The following is a 16,685-nucleotide window of genomic DNA, read 5'->3' as shown; positions in this document are numbered from 1 at the left end:
CACCGTGGTGGTGCCCGGACCGTCCGCGCCATAGCTCGGCACCGCCGCCGCCAGGAACGCCGCCGCAAAGCTGCCGGTCGCCGTGTCACTGCCCCCACCGATGGTCTGTGCATCCTGGGTGGTCAGGGTGATGTCACCGTCTACCACGGCATTGATGGTCACGCTCGGACCGTCATCTTCAAACTGGAATACCCCGCCAGTGCCCACATCAATGGCGGCACTGGCGCTGTCGCCATCCGCGTCCGTCACGGTTTGCACCAGGGTCAATACCCCGCTGCCCAGGTTCAGCGCCACGCTGTCATCCGCATTGCCGCTGTCGCCGTGCCAGACGTTGTCCAGCAGGGCCAGCGTCACTTCCCCGGTGCTCGGGTTGATGGTCAGGGTGAAGTAATCCACCCCACCGGCACTGCCGGTGATAACGTTGCCCACCTGGTTCAGCACGATGGCCTCGCCCTGTCCATCGGGAGCCTGCGGATCCACCGCAAACAGGCCGCTGACCACGTTGCTGCCCGTGAGCGCCAGGCTATAACCAATCGTGCCCGCCCCATCGGCCCCGAAGGCCGGATTGAACTGGGCCTGCACGCTGGCAGCACTCAGGCTGGCACTGGCCACCCCATCGTTGCCCGCGCCACCCAGGCTGACCAGGCTTTCGTCCACGAACACACTGCCCACACCTTCAGATCCAGAGGTGAGCGTGACGCTCGGTACATCATCCAGGATCACCACATCCAGACTGCCACTGGTACTATCGCCATCGGTGTCCACCAGTACCACACCGAAACTCTCACCCAGAGCCGCATCATTGACAGGCTTGGTATGATTTTCATTGTCACTCAGGGTGTAGCTGTAATTAACGCTGCCTAACCCGGTGACCGGGTTGTAATTAATGCCGGTCACTACCAGCTGATTACCCAGTGGGCTGGTAATCGCCTGAGGGAACACCGTAATAGCTTGCCCATTACTGATCAGAGTGACACCGCCCAGAGTCAAACTCTGTACACCATCTGCCGCATTGAAGGTAAACACGCCACTTTGTGTAAGAGCGGTTGCATTCGGGTTGCTGCCATCTGCCAATGCAGCTTCATTTAGCGTCAGCTCACCGCCTTCCAGCTGCAAACCAGCCAGACCAACCGGCTCATCAACCGAAGTGATGGCAATAGAGAGCGTGGACTGAACCGTGTCTGTGCCGTCTGTGACGGTATAATTCACTGTCGGAACCGGCCCATCGTAATTAGGTGCTGGCGTGAACAGATAGCTGCCATCGGCATTGACCACCAAGGTTCCCACCCCAGTCAGGGTTACGGGTGTGCCCAATGCAGGATTGATGATGGAGCCCCAGCTAAACCCGGTAACAGACGGAGCCTGCGGTCCATCATTGTCGATGGTATTGGCCAACAAGTTGCCAGAGATGAGGGTGTCTTCTGTCGCAACAACACTTTCGTTCTGATCGGAAAGATCATTGGCAGGAATAATTGTCAGTTCCAGTGTTGACTGAACCGTGTCAGTGCCATCGGTGACGGTATAAGTGGCAGGAGGTACAGCGCCATCATAGTTGGGGGCAGGTGTGAAAGTGAAACTGCCGTCAGCGTTAATGACGAGGCTGCCGACACCATCAATTGTGACGCTGGTACCTACAACAACGTTGACGTTATCCCCCCAGCTGAAGAACAGCACAGACGCCGCATCAGGACCATCAGCGTTGACTGTGTTGGTGAGAACATTGCCATTCAGTACCCCATCTTCGGGAACGGTCAACTGCTCACCTTGATCCGCCAATTCGTTGGTCAGCAGTGGTTCTGCCAGCTGCTGAGTATCGACCACTGGCTCGGTCTGGTAAGTGGTGTCAAACCCGGCTGCGGCAATCGTTGCATCACCGGTTCTATCTATGGTGACAAAGCCGCCGTTACCACTGGCGCCGGCGACTCCACCAATTCCACCGCCACCACCACCTGCAGCAGGTGCCCCACCAGCGGCAGATGCCTCAAAGTTCTGCGTCGGGTCAACCCCTTGCAAGATCGATTGTTGCAATGCGGCAATATCGGGAGAGGTCGCACTCCCTGCATCCGGAGCCTGTGGCTGTCCCGGCACCGGAGCATCAGGGGCTGTGGCATCTGGCGTGGCGGAAGCAGGAGAATCGTCATAGGGGGCCAGTATCAGCTTGGCGTCATCTGCAATATTGAGCTTGGCGCCGGGCTGAAGGATTTCACCTTTCTGCAGAGGGCGACTGCTACCATCGGCCAGCAATATTTGAACGTTGCCTTCAACAGAAGAAACCACCACGGTTTTGTCGATTACTTGGGTACGCATATCCATTGCTCCAACATGACAGATCTTGATGTCTACACCATAGATGCCTGTCCGCCTCGCTTCCGTTGCAAAAATGTACAAGATGGGTTCAAACCGGGAGCAATGCTGCGCATTAAATCGAAGGGTCTTTTTTTATATTGTTGAATCAGTCACTTGATAGGGATTCGAGTAAGCCCTTACGCGATTACTCAGCTAAAAGTCTTAATACTTATGTTTAATTCGCATAAAAAAAGGGCCCTCATGGGGCCCATTCTTGGCGCTAATGGCTCAGGACAAAGGAAAAGCGGGGTGTACGAAGCCCTGATAACCATCGATATGCAACTTGGAGAGCAACTCGACCTGATGCTGATCCTCAACACGGGTTGCGATGGTAGTCACACCCGCATTGTGAGCGGCGCGGCACACTGCGGCCAGGAAGGAGGTATCGGCCCCAGGCTCCATGACCTGACTGGTATAACCATGGTCAACCTTGACATAGGCTGGTGCCAGCTCCTCCAGATACCCCAGAGACTGGAAGTGGCGACCATAATGATCGACACCCCACTCGAACCCATGCTCCTGCAAGGTGTTCACCAAGGCGGTCACATGTTCCTTGTGCTTCATGATGGCGGCCTCAGGTATCTCAAACAGCAACCTGTCCTTCAATTCGGCGTGAGTCGACAGATACCCCGTCAGCCAGGTCAGAAACTCATCAGAACAGAGAGAGCCTGCCGTGATATTGATGGCCAGCACCAGATCTGATTGCCGTTCAAACAGGGGCACGCAGGCATCCAGTACTGCCTGATCAAACTCGCTGCCCAGCTTGAACTGCTCGATGGCTGGCAAGAATTGGCCGGCAAAATAGTCGGTACCGTCGCGTGAAATAGAGGCAAACAACTCGGCATGCAGTCGAACCCCATTGTCGAAACGGCAAGCCAGCTGGGCCTTGAAGCGCCACAAGTGCCGGACAATGGCATCTTGCACCAGATCGCGCCAGGCCAGACGCCCCATCAAGCCCTGATCGGTACCGCCTTCCATCACCACGGCACCACGGCGCTCATTGCGCGCCTTGCCCAAGGCGTTGTCGGCCTTGGTCAGCAAGGCCGAGAGATCGTCATTACCGTCACGTCCCGCAATACCGATGACGGAGAGGGCATCCCCTTCTCCCATGGGATTTACGACCAGGTCGGCAATACGAGCGTTAATGGCTTCGGCCAGCTCCTTCAGCTGAGCCAGATCATCGGTAGGACACAGCAGCGCATATTCCGTGGCGGAGATCCGTGCCAAAGCCGAGCCATCCCACCCCTTCAACTGCTCTTTCAAGGTCTGTGCTATCGACTTGACCATGTTGTCCCGCGCGGCAAAGCCCTCTTCACGGTACAGGTCATCCAGCATATCGACCGCCACCAGCATGACACCACCTTGCCCCGCTTCGGCAATCCATGCGTTGACCTGACCGACAAAATAGGCCCGGTTACCCAAGCCGGAAACGGCGTCCACATAGACACGCTCCCGCAATTTTTCGGCCTCTTCCGCTTGCTCTTTAAACTGCAGCGCCAGCTTGCTGGAGAGAGTGTTGATGGCCTGCACCACCTGTTTCAACTCATGGGTCTTGGGTTCTGGAATGGCGTGGCCAAAGTGGTGCAGTTCAATCTCCACCGCCTGCTCACAGATCTGTTTGAGCGGCTTGAGCAGATAGTTCAATGCTCTCATCAACAAAATGGTGGTGATCAAAAAACCGATCAGGAACCAGCTTGCCAGTTCACTCATCCCTCGCCATAGCTCGTAATAGGCCTGACCCGGGTGACCCACTACTTTCAATTTGCCCAGTTGCAGCCAGCCTGACGTCAGAATTGACTCGTTGGATACCTCGGGAAACAGACCCAGACCAATGAACCATTGCGGCACACCCTGAATGTTATTGGTGTTCTCCTGCTCGATGACATCCTTGGAAGCCAGCAGTTCCAGCCGGATCAACCGGTAATAACCACCATCAAAGATGGCCTGGATCACTGATTCAGCCCCCACCTTGTCACCGTTTTCCAAATACGGGGTAAGTGCCAGCCCCAGCGAAGTGGCGGTATTGATGACGGTGGTTTCCTGTTGCTGCGCCAGGTAGGTTCGAGTCGAATTGAACTGCACCCAATAAGTGGCCGCAAACAACAATCCGAACAGGATCAACATGGTTGCCAATAATTGTCTGTAGAGCGTCATAGGTTAATCATCCAAATTCACCACAGGCTGAGCCAATCGCCCTGAAGTCATGCGATTGCGTAAATCACTCCATAATCCCAAGCGTGACGACTGCCCGGCCAGTTCCCCTTGGCCACGCGCCTTCATCAACCACAAGTGACTACCGTTAAAGCTGTATATCGGCACCAGATCCCTGCGCTGACTGGCAGGGCGGATCGAACCGATCAAATTATCCAAAATCACAGGCACTGAGGAAGGTGTGTCATAGTAGGCAACAACCATATGAAACTGGTTATAATCCAATGCCTTGACATATACCATCCGCATCTTTTCATCCGGAATGCCAAGCTCCAGCAGGGTGAAATACTTGGAAATGCTGAAGTCTTCGCAATCACCGCCTGCCGCCCCCAAAAACTCCAGCGGGGTGGCCCAGTAATCTTTTTTGCGCCACAACTTGATGTCATCGATGAAACGCATCTGGTTGAAAAACTGGTTTACCTTCTCCAGCTTCTGGCGCTCGTTCAGCCCTGCAGCACGATTTTGCATGACCAGCGTACGCCAGGTCGTCACACGCTTACCCGCCCTGACCCCATAGGTTTCCTGAGCGCGCTGGATCAATTTGAGATCTTCGGGTGTCAGAGGCTGACTGGCACAGAGCAGCAGCGGAAGTGAAACCAGCAGCAACCACAGCGAGTAACGCAACCAGCGAGCGCGTAAACGCCGGCCCAACCCTGAGGCTGACACCCTGCTGCAACCGCTTGCCTTCCACCACACAGTCACGCTCATCCTCTGGCATCCAATGACAGTCACTGCCCCGGTCTAGGGTGACAGTGAGAGACAAGGGATGGCGGCAGCACGGCTGCAACCATCCCTTTCAATCGCATCAAACCTGATGCGATCTCCATTACTGTTTAGCTTGCCAGTCAGCCGGCTGCTGGACGTTAAACGCGTTGAGCAGACTGCCTGTGGCGTTGAGGATGCGATAGTCAGCCAGCAGAGCGTCATACTCGGCGGTGATGTAGCTGCGGCGCGCCTCAAACAGTTCGTTCTCGGTGTTCAACACGTCAAGCAAGGTACGCTGGCCCAGACCAAACTGCTTCTTGTACGCCTGTACAGTGTCATAGCTGGCGTCAACGTGCTCTTTCAGGAAGGTCTTCTGTTTGGTCAGCGACTCCTTGGCGTTCCAGGCCAGGCGTGTTCCCTCTTCAACCTGACGGAAAGCATTCATGTGAATGTCTTTCGCCTGGGAGTAAAGGGCCGAGGTTGCCTTGCTTTCGGCCAGATCAGATCCACCACGGAACAGGTTGTAACGCATCCTCACCATGGCGGTCAGATCGTCGTTATGTCCCTTGACCGCATCTATATCCTCGTTCCAGTTCTGATCCACTTCGAACGACACATTCGGATAGAAACCGGATTTGGAGCCCTCATGCTGGTACTTGGCCGCTTCGATATCCTGCAGAGAGGAGAGCAGAGTCGGGTGCACTTCGGTAGCCGTTTTCAATGCGGCATCCAGACTGGCGGGAACAAGTTCTCCATTGGGAACGGGTTGTACCAGATCCTTTGGCATCTCGTTGACGACACGAATGAACTCACTCTCGGCATCGCGGTAGTTGTTCTCGGCGGCAGCCTGGTTGGCATAGGCACGGGCAACACGACCATCGATCTGGGTCTGGTCTGCGGTAGAGCCCAGGCCCGAGTCGGTCCGCTTGCTGATGTCGCTGCGGATCTGCTCATGGGTTTCCAGGTTCTGCTTGGACAGCTCCAGGATCTCCTGCTGGCGCAGCATGTTGAGGTAAACCTCGGCCACACGCAGCGCCGTGTTCTCCGCCTCGGAGATCATGGCCAGACGCTGGGCGTTGGCTTCGGCATCGGTCCGGGCCACGTTGCTGCTGACATTAAAACCGTCAAACAACATCTGACGCAGACTGATCCCGGCCTCTTTGCGGGTCATAGAGTCATCTATGGTGGTCGAGTTGGCAGCTGCTCCACGGGTAGTAGGGCTGTCGGTCTTTTCATAACCGACACCACCGCGCAGATCTATGGTGGGGTAATAACCGCCTTTGGCGCCATCATGCTGATACAGTCGAGCCTGATAGAGGTCAAAAGCTTCCTTGATTTTCGGATGGGTAGCCAGTGACTGTGCCACTGACTGTTCCAGCGTTTGAGCCTGGGTAAGGCCCGGGAACAGCACTGCGCCACTTACTAACATGGCAACAATCGTCTTCTTCATGGTATCTCCAGTCATGTTGTTTTTAGATTGTTGGCTTATCGTTCTCTCAGTGCCGACTGCCTAGCCCGTAATATCGGCTTAAGCAAATAGTCTAGGACACTTTTTTTACCAGTAATAATATCTGCACTGGCTAACATACCGGGGATGATGGGAAGTGCGTTAAGCTCATCGCCCAAGTAACTTTTCTCGGTGCGAACTCGCACCAGGTAGAAGGAATTGCCATCTTCATCCTGGATGGAGTCGGCACTTATCTGTTCAACCTTTCCATGTAATCCTCCATAGATAGTAAAGTCATAGGCAGTGATCTTGACCACGGCTTCGAGCCCTGGCCGCAAGAATGCAATGTCTTTCGGGGAGACCTTGGCCTCGACCAGCAGGGTGTCTTCCAGCGGCACTATCTCCATCAGATCCATCCCTGGTTGCACCACCCCCCCCAAGGTATTGATCTTGAGCTTCTTGATGGTGCCTTTGAGCGGCGCAATCACGCTGGTACGGTCGACCCTGTCCCGCAGCCCTACCTGCCCCTCGGAGAGCTGGCTCAGTTTCCCCTGCCGTTCGTTGAGCTCGGTCTGTGAGTCGGCCCGAAACTTCAACGCTATGTCGTTGCGCTTGGAGATGGTCTCCCGCAGCACTGAGTTGAGTTTGGGGATCAGCAGCCGGTTGCTCTCCAGCTCCCCCTGCATCTCGTTGACCTGACGCTCCAGCTTGATGAGCTCGACCTGAGGTACTATCCCCTCCTTGGCCAGCGGGCGGCTGATATCCAGCTCCTGACGAGCCAGATCCACGCTGCGCCCGACGGTTCTGATCTTGGCGTTGAGCTCTATGGTCTCCTGCTCTTTTTGCTCGATCTGCTGGCCGAGTATATAGAGCTGGTTGTTCAGGTTGTTGAGCCGCTCATCCTGTACCGACTTTTCACGCGCAACGTACTCGGCAAACACATTCTCGAATCCATCAGGAAAATCGATCGGCTGCTTGTCGATGGCCACTTGCTCACGCCAGCCCAGATTGGGCGCGGTCTTGACCACCACACTCTGGATCTCGGCCCTTAGCCGGGCGATATCGCCCTTGAGGATCACCAGCTCCTGCTCACGCTCCCGAAAATCGGAACGGAAACGGGTGTCATCGATGCGCAGCAGCGGCTGCCCCTTCTCGACTATGTCACCCTCCTTGACGAAGATCTCCTTGACGATCCCCCCCTCGAGGTTCTGGATCACCTGCAGCTGACGGGACGGGATCACCTTGCCCTGCCCGACCGTCACCTCGTCCAGCTCAGCCCAGGCTGCCCAGATGATAGCGCTCATGAAAAACAGGAAGCAGGCCCACAGCAGGGCTCTTGCCCGGGTTGGGGTAGTCAGCAGGACGGCGGCGGCGCCATCGTCGACAAACTCCAGATGCTCGGGGGCAGGCAGCACAGTATCGGACGACGACTTCTTGAACAGGCCAAATCTAGCCATTGGACGCCTCCTGCACTCGCACCTTGCCTTCCTTCAGCTGTTGCAACACCACCTCTTTGGGTCCATCGGCCACTATCTGCCCCTGCTCCACGACGATGACCCGCGATGCGACATCGAGCATGGAGGTCTTGTGAGTGATGAGGATCAGGGTGGTCTCCGGTCCCAGTCGTGCCAGCTCATGCTTGACCTGCATCTCTGACTGGTTATCCATGTTGGAAGTGGGTTCGTCCATCACCAGAATGGGGGGATCGTTGAGCAGGGCCCGGGCCAGCAGGATTGCCTGACGCTGACCGCCGGAGAGCTGCCGCCCCCCTTCACCTATCTGGCGGTCCAGACCGTTCGGGTCCCGGTTGGTAAAGTTGGTCACCCCGGCTCGTTTGGCCGCACGCATGACCCGCACATCGTCCACCAGCGGGTTGCCGAGCATTATGTTGTCGCGCACCGAGCCAAAAAACAGGGTCACGTCTTGCGGCACACAGCCTATGTTGCGCCGGATCACGGATGCCGGCAGCTGATCCAGCTCGAACCCGTCGATGCGCACCGAGCCATCGGTCGGTCGATACAGGCCCATCAGGATCTTCTCAAGCGTCGTCTTGCCCGCTCCGATCCGGCCTATGATGGCCACCTTCTCACCCGGCTCGATCCGCAGATTGATGTTGTGCAGTGTGCTGCTTTCCATCCCTGGGTACTTGAACGACACATTGTCAAATTCGATCCGGCCGGCAATGACAGGGTGATGAATGTACTGCTTGCCCTCCTCCTGCTCGCCCGGCGTCATCATGATCTTCTCCAGGATCTCCAGCGCGGATTTGGCCTGGTTGTAGCGGGTGGAGAGCACAGAGAGTTGCACCATGGGGGCGATGGCACGGCTCGACAGCATGACGGCGGCGATCATGCCGCCCATGGTGACCAGCCCTTCTGATATCTGATAGACACCGACGATCACCAGACCCACTGTCACCACCTGCTGGATGTAGCTGGCCAGGGACGACATTGAGTTGGTAATGCGGCGCGTCTGCACGCCCCAGGTCGATATATGGGATACCGCCTGCTCCCAGCGATGCTGGAACATGCTCTCGGCGCCGAAGATCTTGACGGTCTCCAGACCGGAAATACTCTCGATCAGGTTGGCGTTTTTCTGGGAAGCGAGCCGCGAGCCCTCTTCAATGGACTGCTTGAGGGGCGCCTGGATATAGAAGCTGTAGACCACCAGGATCAGCATGGCAACGATGGGCACCACCACCATGACGCCGGCAAACATCCAGATGATAAAGAGGAAGAAGACCGCAAAGGGCAGATCGATAAGGGTAGAAACCGTCGCGGAAGTGAAAAACTCCCGCACCGATTCGAATTCCTGCAGGTGTTTGGCAAAGGCGCCGGTAGAGGCCGGTCTGGACTCCATCCGCATGCCCATCACCTTGGCGAAGATCTTGGCCGACAGCAGCACGTCCGATTTCTTGCCCGCGATATCGATAAAATAGCTGCGCAACTGGCGCATCACGAAATCGAAGGTAAACACCACCATGGCGCCCGCCGCCAGTACCCAGAGCGACTCGAACGCCAGGTTGGGCACTATCTTGTCATAGACGTTCATGGTGAACAGCGGGCTGGCCACCGCAAACAGGTTGATCAAAATGGAGGCGATCAGCACATCACGATAGATGCCACGAGATTCAAACAAGGTGCTCCAGAACCAGTGTCCATCACGGGTCTCCAGCACCTTGGGGGAACGATCATCAAACTTGAACTGTTTTTTGACGAAGAAGAGCCTGCCCAGATACTCATCACCCAGCTGGGCTATGCCAAGCCACTCGGCCGCATCCCCTGCCTGAGGAAAAATCACCTTGCCCTGGGTTCTGTCTTCGTTCCACTCCAGCAGTATGCAGGCACCGCCGTTGCGCATCTGCAGCACGCAAGGCAACAACAGGGAGGAGATATCGGCAAGGGGCTGGATCACTTCCCGTGCAGACAGCCCTCCTCGCTCGGCGGCGCGACTGAACAGGTTCGGGGTCAGCAGGCCGGACACCAGCGGCAATCCAGTGGTCAGGGCATCCCTGCTGTTGGGTACGCCATAAAAGCGGGTCAGGAAGACCAGGCACTCCAACAACTCATCAATACGGTTAGTTTCTGCTTGCATAGCATCCTGTCACTGCATGATTAGGCCGACTGTGGTGGTCACACATCGCTGTCCGGCGAACGCGATCTCGTGGAATAAATAACCCGGACTCCACGGCAAGAGATCAACAGCCTGATTAACGTTAAAGCACAGGTAAATGACACTGGATGTCATCGTCAGACCTGAGAGGCATTACGCCCAAAGGCGGTACGGCATGATCGGCACTCGATAGCGACACAAGATGGCGCCATGTCCGATATATCCCACCTAAATTGGAAATAACACAAGCTTATTGATAATGATATCTTTTTCAAGCCCACTATTATATCAAGACAATTTTACCGAAACTATACTGCAAAGACTGAATTTCATCTAATAACCCTCTGTTTTTTTGACGAAATTTGATTGTTCACTCAATACATTCTGCGAGGGATAAAGGTCGCCCCAGGCTGTGTCCCTGAGCGCCGGAGCGAGCCAGTTCACTAGCAATATCGGCCATGGCTGTCCAGCGATTCTCGCACCAGACCGGCGCCAACAGGGTCGGACGGCGAGCCGAGGCTGAGATGCGATGATAGACCACCTCGGGAGGCGTGTGCTGGATCATGGCCACCGCCGCCTCCACGTATTGTTCCAGGGTCAGCACCTCCAGCCGACCCGCCTGCCAGGCCTTGCCGAGGGTGCTCCCCTCCACCACGTGCAGCGGGTGCAGCTTGATCCCCTCCACGCCCGTCTCCACTATGCGGTGCAACGTATTCAGGCTGTCCATGGGCACTTCACCGGGCAGGCCGACGATCAGGTGGGCGCAGACCTTGATGCCACGCCGATGGGCCCGCTCGACCGCATCGGCATAGGCCGCGTAGCCGTGCCCGCGGTTGATACGCTGCAGCGTCTTGTCATTGGCGCTCTGCAGCCCCAGCTCCAGCCATACCTCATAGCCACGGGCCTGATAGCCGGCCAGCAAGTCCAGCACAGCATCCGGCACGCAATCGGGGCGAGTGCCGACACACAAACCCACCATGTCGCTGACCGACAGCGCCTCTTCATACATGCGCTGCAGATATTCCACCTCGGCATAGGTGCTGGTGTAAGCCTGAAAGTAGGCGAGGTAGCGCTTGGCACGGGTCACTTCATCCCGGCGCGCCAGCAGTTGTTGCACCACGGAGAGCTGCTGAGCCGATTCGTCGGCAAAAGAGGAGACATTGCAGAAGGTGCAGCCACCGCGGCCCAGGGTGCCGTCCCTATTGGGGCAGGTGAAAGCGCCGTGAATGGAGAGTTTGTGGATCTTCTGGCCGTGGCGTTGCTTGAGATCCTGACCGAATGTATTGACGAGTTCGTGTAACTGCATGACACCTCCGCTAAAGGAGCGACATTGTACGAGCTTGCACAAACAGGGCGCTGAGCTGGATCAAGGGAGGTGAGGGTCAGAAAACATATAAATATTCATCAATATTTGGATAAATATCTGCAAGTGGGTAGTTATTGACGCTTTCGAAACCCGTCAGCTAAAAACAACGCCCAGGCCACAACCGAATAACGGCTAGCTAACCACCTGTTGAGCAATGAAATTTTCCTCATAGCCCCATTGGCGACAAATGCAAGACATAGGGTGTGTAATTGTGATCGCCACCTCTTACTGGCCGGATTGATTGGTAAAATTACTACAAATCACCGTCCCCACTGAGTCAACCAACAAAACCCAGGATATCAGTATTAAATCCTGCAAAAATAAAAACAGCCAGAGCAATAGCCAATTCAAGCCCCATATACACCCGCACCCCGACATTTTGTTATGACTTTGTAATAATGAAAACAGCCGGGATGTCCAATTGACCTTGCCGAAAAATCCCATTAGTTTGGAGATTCGCCACGTCAGGCGGACGGAACCACAAGAGCCAATCGCAATTTATGCAGTTTGCGATGCAAGGCCGAGCAAGGGAGAAATGCAATGTCACTATATGATCCAAAGCTGGAGAGGGATAACTGTGGCTTCGGCCTGTTGGCCCACATGGAAGGTGAAGCCAGCCACAAGCTTGTCCGTCTCGCGATGTCAGCATTGGCTCGCATGCAGCACCGCGGCGGCATCTCCGCCGACGGCAAGACCGGCGATGGCTGCGGTCTGCTGCTGCAAAAACCGGACAGCTTCTATCGCGCGATCGCCGAAGAGAAAGGATGGCACCTGGGCCGCAACTATGCGGTCGGCATGCTGTTCCTGAATCCGGACCCCCTGTTGGCCCAGCAGACCCGCGACATCATAGACGAGGAGCTGGAAAGAGAGACCTTGAGTCTGGTCGGTTGGCGCAAGGTGCCCATCGATACCAATGTGCTCGGTCCCATCGCCAAAGCCTCCCTGCCCAGCATCGAACAGGTCTTTGTCAACGCGCCACCCGGCTGGGTCGACAAGGATCTCGAGCGCCGCCTCTATATAGTGCGTCGCCGCATCGAGAAGCGCATCAGCGACGACTACTTCTACGTCGTCAGCCTCTCCAATCTGGTCACAGTCTACAAAGGACTGTGCATGCCGGTGGACTTGCCGCGCTTCTATCTGGATCTCGCCGACATCCGCATGCAGGCCGCCATCTGCGTGTTCCACCAGCGCTTCTCCACCAACACCAGCCCGCGCTGGCCGTTGGCGCAGCCGTTCCGCTACCTGGCCCACAACGGCGAAATCAACACCATAGCCGGCAACCGCCAGTGGGCCAAGGCGCGCAGCTACAAGTTCGCCACCCCGCTCATCCCGGATCTGCAAGAGGCCGCCCCCTTCGTCAACACCACGGGGTCGGATTCCTCCAGCCTGGACAACATGCTGGATCTCTTCCTGGCCGGTGGCATGGACCTGTTCCGCGCCATGCGCCTGCTGATCCCGCCGGCATGGCAAAAACACCCGAACATGGATGACGACCTGCGCGCCTTCTATGACTTCAACTCCATGCACATGGAGCCCTGGGATGGCCCGGCCGGTATCGTCATGACAGATGGCCGTTACGCCACCTGCGCGCTGGACCGCAACGGCCTGCGCCCGGCACGCTATGTCATCACCAAGGACAAGTTCATCACGCTCGCGTCTGAGGTCGGCACCTGGGACTACACCCCGGACGAGGTGCTGGAGAAGGGCCGGGTCGGCCCGGGCGAGCTGTTCGTGGTGGATACCCGCAACGGCAAGGTGTGGACCAGCTTCGAGATCGATGACGATCTCAAGAGCCGTCACACCTACAAGCAGTGGATGGACAAGCATTGCAAACGGCTGGTGCCGTTCGAGCTGATGGATGACGCCAGCACAGGTGCCCGCGAGTTCTCGGACGACCAGCTCAAGACTTATCAGAAGCTGTTTGGCTACTCCTACGAGGAGCTGGACCAGATCATCCGCGTGCTCGGCGAGAACGGCCAGGAGGCAGTGGGCTCCATGGGGGATGACACCCCGATGGCGGTGCTCTCCTCCAGCCAGCGCACCCTGTATGACTACTTCCGCCAGATGTTCGCCCAGGTGACCAACCCGCCCATAGATCCGCTGCGGGAAAACCACGTGATGTCGCTGGCCACCTGTATCGGCCGCGAGCAAAACGTCTTCAACGAGACCTTCGGCCACGCCCACCGGGTGCTGTTCCAGTCGCCTATCCTGCTCTACTCCGACTTCCACCAGCTGCTGGCGCTGGAAGGGGAACACTATCGTCATGCGGTGCTGAGCCTGAACTACCAGCCCGAAGAGGGGCTGCAGGCGGCGCTGGAGCGGCTGTGCAAGGACGCCGCCGACAAGGCGCGCGGCGGTACCGTGCTGCTGATCCTGTCGGATCGGGACGTCAGCGCCGATACCCTGCCCATTCCGGCCGCCATGGCGGTGGGCGCAGTGCAACGCACCCTGGTGGACAACAACCTGCGCTGCGACGCCAACATTTTGGTGGAGACCGCGAGTGTGCGCGATCCGCACCACTTCTCCGTGCTGCTGGGCTTTGGCGCCACCGCCATCTACCCCTATCTGGCCTATGAAACCCTGGCCAAACAGGTCGAGGAAGGCGTGCTCAAGATGAGCCTGCGCCAGGCCATGCTCAACTACCGCAATGGCATCAACAAGGGGCTCTACAAGGTGATGTCCAAGATGGGCATCAGCACGGTCGCCAGCTACCGCTGCTCCCAGCTGTTCGAAGCCGTGGGCCTCTCCAGCGCCGTGGTCGCCATGTGCTTCCGCGGCGTCTCCAGCCGCATCCAGGGCGCCGATTTTGCCGACATCCAGCAGGATCAGCTCAATCTGGCCCGCCAGGCCTGGTTGGCGCGCAAGACCCTCACCCAGGGCGGCCTGCTCAAGTTTGTCCACGGTGGCGAGTACCACACCTACAACCCGGACGTGGTGCAGACCCTGCAAACCGCGGTGCGCTCCGGCGACTACGCAGATTACAAGGAATATGCCCGTCTGGTGAACGAGCGCCCTGTCTCCACCCTGCGCGATCTGCTCGCCCTGAAGAAGGTCGACAACCCGGTGGCGCTGGAGCAAGTCGAGCCTGCGGCCAAGCTGTTCCCCCGCTTCGACTCCGCCGCCATGTCCATAGGCGCGCTGGGCCCTGAGGCCCACGAAGCGCTGGCGGTGGCCATGAACCGGCTCGGCGGCAAGAGCAACTCGGGCGAGGGTGGCGAAGATCCCAAGCGTTTCGGTACCGAGAAGAATTCGCGCATCAAGCAGGTGGCCTCGGGGCGCTTCGGCGTCACCCCCCACTACCTGATGAACGCCGACGTGGTGCAGATCAAGGTGGCTCAGGGCGCCAAGCCCGGTGAGGGCGGCCAGCTGCCCGGTGACAAGGTCACGGCCCAGATAGCCAAACTGCGTTATTCCGTGCCCGGCGTGACCCTGATCTCGCCACCGCCGCACCACGACATCTACTCCATCGAGGACCTGGCCCAGCTCATCTTCGACATCAAGCAGATCAACCCGGACTGCCTGGTGTCGGTCAAACTGGTCTCCGAGCCCGGCGTCGGCACCATCGCCTGCGGCGTGGCCAAGGCCTATGCCGACTTCATCACAGTCTCGGGTTATGACGGCGGCACAGGCGCCAGCCCGCTGAGTTCGGTCAAATATGCCGGCTCCCCCTGGGAGCTGGGCCTGGCCGAGACCCAGCAGGCGCTGGTAGCCAACGGCCTGCGCCACAAGGTGCGGTTGCAGGTGGATGGCGGCCTCAAAACGGGTCTGGACATCATCAAGGCGGCCATCCTCGGCGCCGAGAGCTTCGGCTTCGGCACAGGCCCCATGGTGGCGCTCGGTTGCAAATACCTGCGCATCTGTCACCTGAACAACTGCGCCACCGGCGTCGCCACTCAGGATGAGAAGCTGCGCCGCGAGCACTTCACCGGCCTGCCGGAGATGGTGATGAACTACTTCCAGTTCATCGCCGAGGAGACACGCGAGCTGATGGCCGAGCTCGGGGTGACCCAGCTGACGGATCTGATCGGTCGCACCGATTTGCTTGAGGCCCTGCCCGGCCTCACCGCTCGTCAGGCCAAGCTGGACTTGTCCGGCCTCTTGGCGAGCCCGGTGGCACCGGCAGGCTCCAGCCTGTTCAGCCAGCAGCACAACCCGACCTTCGACAAGGGTCCGCTCAACCTCAAGATGGTGGAAGACCTGCTGGAGGCGGTCGAGCACAAGTCTGGCGGCGAATTCCGCTATGACATCCGCAACACGGATCGCTCCGTGGGTGCCCGTCTCTCCGGCGAGATAGTCAAACGCCACGGCAACCAGGGCATGGCGGCCGATCCGGTGAAGGTTCACTTCAACGGCACCGCAGGCCAGAGCTTCGGTGTCTGGAATGCGGGTGGCCTCGAGATGATACTCACGGGTGACGCCAACGACTACGTGGGCAAGGGCATGACAGGCGGCAAGCTGGTGGTCAAACCCCACGTCGGCGTGGCGTTCAAATCCCACGAGGCGGCCATCATAGGCAACACCTGCCTCTATGGCGCCACCGGCGGCAAGCTCTACGCGGCAGGCACGGCGGGCGAGCGCTTCGCGGTGCGCAACTCCGGCGCCCTGGCGGTGGTCGAGGGGATTGGCGACAACGGCTGTGAATACATGACAGGCGGTATCGTCACCATACTCGGCACCACGGGCGTCAACTTCGCGGCAGGCATGACGGGCGGCTTCGCCTACGTGCTGGATGAGTGCGGCAACTTTGCCAAGCGCACCAACCCCGAGCTGGTAGAACTGCTGGACGTGGCGGATCTCGCCATCCATCAGGAGCACCTGCGCGGTATCATAACGGCGCACCTCAATGAGACCGGCAGCTCGCGCGCCGAGGAGATCCTGGCCCATTTCGACGCCTATGTGCCCAAGTTCAGGCTGATCAAACCCAAGTCCAGCGACGTCAAGTCCCTGCTTGGCCACACCAGCCGTTCCAGTGCAGAACTCAGAATCCAGGCGCAATAA

8 protein-coding genes are annotated in these 16,685 nt (G+C 57.9%); 1 reads left to right on the top strand and 7 read right to left on the bottom strand.

Annotated elements, in window-relative coordinates; all coding sequences use genetic code 11:
• The 7 genes from AACW87_RS04920 to AACW87_RS04890 all read right to left on the bottom strand — a co-directional run.
• Positions 1-2,307: retention module-containing protein (locus AACW87_RS04920; RefSeq protein ID WP_241326727.1), on the bottom strand; the 2,307-nt coding region annotated here is incomplete at its 3' end.
• Between the two features lie 267 nt (positions 2,308-2,574).
• Complete coding sequence (locus AACW87_RS04915; RefSeq protein ID WP_241326726.1) at positions 2,575-4,500, bottom strand: bifunctional diguanylate cyclase/phosphodiesterase; 1,926 nt, start codon at positions 4,498-4,500, stop codon at positions 2,575-2,577.
• Positions 4,501-4,503: 3 nt separating this feature from the next.
• A complete protein-coding gene (locus tag AACW87_RS04910; protein ID WP_241326725.1) occupies positions 4,504-5,265 on the bottom strand; it encodes a transglutaminase-like cysteine peptidase in 762 nt (253 codons plus the stop codon).
• Positions 5,266-5,383: 118 nt separating this feature from the next.
• Complete coding sequence (locus AACW87_RS04905) at positions 5,384-6,712, bottom strand: TolC family outer membrane protein (RefSeq protein ID WP_241326724.1); 1,329 nt, start codon at positions 6,710-6,712, stop codon at positions 5,384-5,386.
• Positions 6,713-6,747: 35 nt separating this feature from the next.
• The gene (locus tag AACW87_RS04900; protein WP_241326723.1) at positions 6,748-8,166 is read right to left on the bottom strand and encodes an HlyD family type I secretion periplasmic adaptor subunit; all 1,419 of its coding nucleotides are present in this window, start codon (positions 8,164-8,166) and stop codon (positions 6,748-6,750) included.
• A complete protein-coding gene (locus AACW87_RS04895; RefSeq protein ID WP_241326722.1) occupies positions 8,159-10,303 on the bottom strand; it encodes a type I secretion system permease/ATPase in 2,145 nt (714 codons plus the stop codon). Before AACW87_RS04895 ends, AACW87_RS04900 begins: the two co-directional genes overlap by 8 nt.
• Positions 10,304-10,691: 388 nt before the next feature.
• The gene (locus tag AACW87_RS04890; protein ID WP_241326721.1) at positions 10,692-11,627 is read right to left on the bottom strand and encodes a TIGR01212 family radical SAM protein; all 936 of its coding nucleotides are present in this window, start codon (positions 11,625-11,627) and stop codon (positions 10,692-10,694) included.
• Between the two features lie 600 nt (positions 11,628-12,227).
• Between AACW87_RS04890 and gltB the strand changes: the two genes are divergently transcribed.
• On the top strand, positions 12,228-16,685 hold the full coding sequence (gene gltB / locus AACW87_RS04885; RefSeq protein ID WP_241326720.1) for a glutamate synthase large subunit: 4,458 nt from the start codon (positions 12,228-12,230) through the stop codon (positions 16,683-16,685).

Source organism: Aeromonas sp. MR7 (assembly GCF_963899385.1).
Taxonomy (GTDB): Bacteria; Pseudomonadota; Gammaproteobacteria; order Enterobacterales; family Aeromonadaceae; genus Aeromonas; species Aeromonas bestiarum.
Note: the sequence above shows the minus strand (reverse complement) of the source record. Positions and strands in the feature narration are given on the sequence as shown.

What these genes read in the sequence shown, in the direction of transcription:
- AACW87_RS04915 (WP_241326726.1), bottom strand. Translation starts at nt 4,500, where the DNA reads ATGACGCTCTACAGACAATTATTGGCAACCATGTTGATCCTGTTCGGA.
- AACW87_RS04900 (WP_241326723.1), bottom strand. Translation starts at nt 8,166, where the DNA reads ATGGCTAGATTTGGCCTGTTCAAGAAGTCGTCGTCCGATACTGTGCTG.
- AACW87_RS04895 (WP_241326722.1), bottom strand. Translation starts at nt 10,303, where the DNA reads ATGCAAGCAGAAACTAACCGTATTGATGAGTTGTTGGAGTGCCTGGTC.
- AACW87_RS04890 (WP_241326721.1), bottom strand. Translation starts at nt 11,627, where the DNA reads ATGCAGTTACACGAACTCGTCAATACATTCGGTCAGGATCTCAAGCAA.
- gltB (WP_241326720.1), top strand. Translation starts at nt 12,228, where the DNA reads ATGTCACTATATGATCCAAAGCTGGAGAGGGATAACTGTGGCTTCGGC.
- AACW87_RS04910 (WP_241326725.1), bottom strand. Translation starts at nt 5,265, where the DNA reads ATGAGCGTGACTGTGTGGTGGAAGGCAAGCGGTTGCAGCAGGGTGTCA.
- AACW87_RS04905 (WP_241326724.1), bottom strand. Translation starts at nt 6,712, where the DNA reads ATGAAGAAGACGATTGTTGCCATGTTAGTAAGTGGCGCAGTGCTGTTC.